This is a genomic window from Pantoea sp. OVA07A (assembly GCF_019969975.1).
Taxonomy (GTDB): domain Bacteria; phylum Pseudomonadota; class Gammaproteobacteria; order Enterobacterales; family Enterobacteriaceae; genus Pantoea; species Pantoea agglomerans.
Genome location: NZ_JAHXYM010000015.1, coordinates 1 through 1,692, shown reverse-complemented (window position 1 = coordinate 1,692; position 1,692 = coordinate 1). Strand labels below are relative to the sequence as shown.

The following is a 1,692-nucleotide window of genomic DNA, read 5'->3' as shown; positions in this document are numbered from 1 at the left end:
TGCCATCTGCCTCTACCACGGCATAATTCCAGTGGAAGGTATCAGAAACCTGCACCGCAAAAGTCTTAAGCGGCAGCGGCGCTTCAAGCGTGCCGCTGATAACGTACCAGGTCTGACCGTCATGCTGTACCGCATCCTCCAGTGTGATGTCGTTAACGGTGACTTTTGGGTTGCTGCTGTTGTAGTGGGTAATCAGCAGCAGATTCTGGCTGAGGCTGGTACTGTTTCCATTCAGATCCGTTGCACTGACCTGAATGGTATAGTTGCCATCCTTGATAGTTTTCACGTCGCTGTCAGAGAGCTGAACCTGCCACTGATTCTGATAGACGCTGCCCTGCCAGGTTCTGCCGTCAAGGGTCAGTTCAACCGGCGTGCCGGAGGGAAGATGGGCGGCGGTGCCGGTGAAGATAATCCCGTATATCCCCTCCTGGTAACTGACCGCATTGTCGCCGGTGATTGGATCAAGGGTCAGCTGCGGCAACGCCTCAGTAGCGAAGATTTGCACGCCTGCTGAGGCATAACCTTTGTTGCCCGCTTCGTCGGTTGTTTCAGCAATGGCACGGTAGCTCCCTTCCTCCATTCCCTGCAGCGTTTCCGCGGGAACTGAGAACTGCCACTGGCCATTTTGATCGACGATGCCGCTCCAGTGGGAGGCCCCAAAACTAACTTCAATCGTGCTGCCGGCTTCGCCTCTGCCAGAGATCACCAGCGGGCTGCTGATTTCATGACTGTCGATCACCCCGTCCCCTGCCAGGGTATTAATCGTGACAAGAGGATCCTGCGTATCGGTAATAAACGTCGTCTCCGTGATACCGGACTGGCCCCAGCGATCGGTGGCGGTCAGCGTAACGGAATGACTCCCCTCGGCTAAATCTGCTTCCATCAGCTGCCCGGTGGAGAGTGAGACAAGCCAGTTGCCCAGACTGTCCACAGCGCCCGCATAGTGAACACCATCTACGGTCAGATCGATCTTCTGGCCCGCCCCGGTCACACCAGTGGAGCCGCTCAGCGTAACAGGCTCGAAGCGTTCATGTGCGTTCATAAACCCGTCGACAAACGGCGTGTCTATAGTCGGCTGTGGCGGGATAGCGTCTGATGGCGGTGCTGACGCCTCTACGGTAATGACTTTGTTTGCGGTGGTCGTACCGCCAACGCTGTTTTCAAAGGTTACGCTGATGTGGTTAGACCCTACCGGCAGCACCTGCAGATCGGCAGACGGCAGGATAACACTCCAGCTGCCGTCAGCGGCCAGCGTTGTGGTATAGGTCTGACCGTTCAGCATTATGGTCAGCGTGCTCTCTGCGGCGAGGTTCGCTGTGGTGCCGCTGAACGTCTGTGGGGAGAGCTTCTCCTCAGCGCTTAACACGCCGTCACCAGTAAAACTGTTAATGGTTAAAGAAGGGGGCGTGCTGACAGGCGGAATCGGCGTGCCACCATCGGCGGGTGGCGTATTGCCACCATCCGTTGGATTGTCATCGATAACCGGCGGAACCCCATTGCCGCCTTCAACGGGCGTAATAAGGTCGGCTGTGACATTGCCACTCTGCTCAAACCAGTTTCCGGCACCATCCAGCACGCCAAACGACAGGAAGTTGCCGCCCTGGGAAAGCTCCGACGCGCTGATTTCCGCGCGCCAGCTGCCATCTGCCTCTACCACGGCATAATTCCAGTGGAAGGTATCAGAAACCTGCA

The 1,692-nt window shown here is 56.9% G+C and carries 1 pseudogene; it reads right to left on the bottom strand.

Going from position 1 to position 1,692, the window contains the following annotated elements:
- Positions 1-1,692 (bottom strand): annotated as a pseudogene (locus LC417_RS22230) (hypothetical protein); the annotation flags it as partial.